This is a genomic window from Hymenobacter algoricola, assembly GCF_039539525.1.
GTDB lineage: Bacteria > Bacteroidota > Bacteroidia > Cytophagales > Hymenobacteraceae > Hymenobacter > Hymenobacter algoricola.
Map to the genome: position 1 here is coordinate 1 of NZ_BAABDH010000058.1, position 1,225 is coordinate 1,225.

2 protein-coding genes are annotated in these 1,225 nt (G+C 62.2%); both read right to left on the minus strand.

Annotated features, from left to right (window positions below; all coding sequences use genetic code 11):
* Positions 1-21: 21 nt before the first annotated feature.
* Positions 22-894 carry an IS3 family transposase gene (locus ABD842_RS13765; protein WP_345114938.1) on the minus strand — a complete coding sequence of 291 codons (873 nt, stop codon included), beginning with the start codon at positions 892-894 and terminating at the stop codon, positions 22-24.
* Complete coding sequence (locus ABD842_RS13770; protein ID WP_345114941.1) at positions 885-1,172, minus strand: transposase; 288 nt, start codon at positions 1,170-1,172, stop codon at positions 885-887. The genes ABD842_RS13765 and ABD842_RS13770 overlap by 10 nt, the downstream gene beginning before the upstream one ends.
* Between the last annotated feature and the right edge of the window lie 53 nt (positions 1,173-1,225).

Consider the following 1,225-nt stretch of genomic DNA (forward strand, 5'->3'; position numbering starts at 1 on the left):
ACTCCCCAAAAACTGGACAGTTTAGACGGGGTTTGTTAAGCAAATTGATGGCGGGTTGAAGGTAGGGATTTGAGCGAAAACTTGTGCGGGTGTTTGGCCCTTCAGAGCTTGGTGGGGACGATGGTGATTGTAATAGGTGAAGTAGGCGTGCAACTGCTGGTAGAGGTGCTGGCCGTCGGTGGCGGGGTTGAGATAGACGCATTCCCATTTGACTGAGCGCCACAGGCGCTCGATGAAGGCATTGTCGGTGGCGCGACCGCGGCCGTCTCGGCTGATGCGAGAGCCGGCTTGCAGCAAGGCCTGCTCAAAGGGCTGGCTGGTAAACTGGCTGCCCTGGTCGGAGTTGAAGATGTAGGGGGCCGGGTGCTGGGCCAGTGCCGTGTGCAGGGCCGTGAGGCAGAAGCCCACGTCGAGTGTATTCGACAGCTCCCAACTGAGCACGTAGCGGGCGTGCCAGTCGAGCACGGCCACCAGGTAGAGGAAGCCCTTGGCCATGGGGATGTAGGTAATGTCGGTGCTCCACACCTCATTCGGGGCGGTGGCCGGCCGGTCCCGCAGTAGGTACGGATAGCGCGTGATGCCCTGCCCAGGCACCGATAAGCGTGGTTTGGGGTAGACCGGCTCGTGGCCCATCAGGCGCACTAGGCGACGTACCCGCTTCTCATTGACGGCGTGGCCGGCCAGGCGCAGGTGGTCCCGCAGGCCGAGCACGCCCTTGAAGTTGTGCCAGGTAAATTCCTCGTCCAACAGGCGCATCAACCGCAAATTCTCGGCGCTTTCGCCCCGGGGTTGATAGTAGTAGCTGCTGCGGGCCAGCCCCAGGGCCTGGCAGCGGGCCTGCACCGAGCCTTCCGCGCTGGCCTGCACCAGGGCGCGTTGCTGGGCTACGCACATGGCGGCAGCGTTTTTTTTAGCAGCTGGTTTTCCATTTGCAACCGGCCGATGGCGGCGTAGAGCGGCTCGACGTCTGGCGCGGCGGCCGCCGGGCCGGGCTCGACGAAGACGTGCACCGCCTGCTGGCGCAACTGCGTCTTCCAGCGGCTGATTTGTTCCACCGATAACTGGTAGCGCGTGGCCAACTCGGCCAGCGGGTGCCGCTCGGTCAGAGCGGCTAAGGCCACTTCTGCTTTAAACTCAGCAGTGAAGCGGCGACGGGTACGTTTCGGGTTCATGGCATTGACTAAGATAGCCGCCATAAACTGTCCAAACTTTGGGGAGTACTACA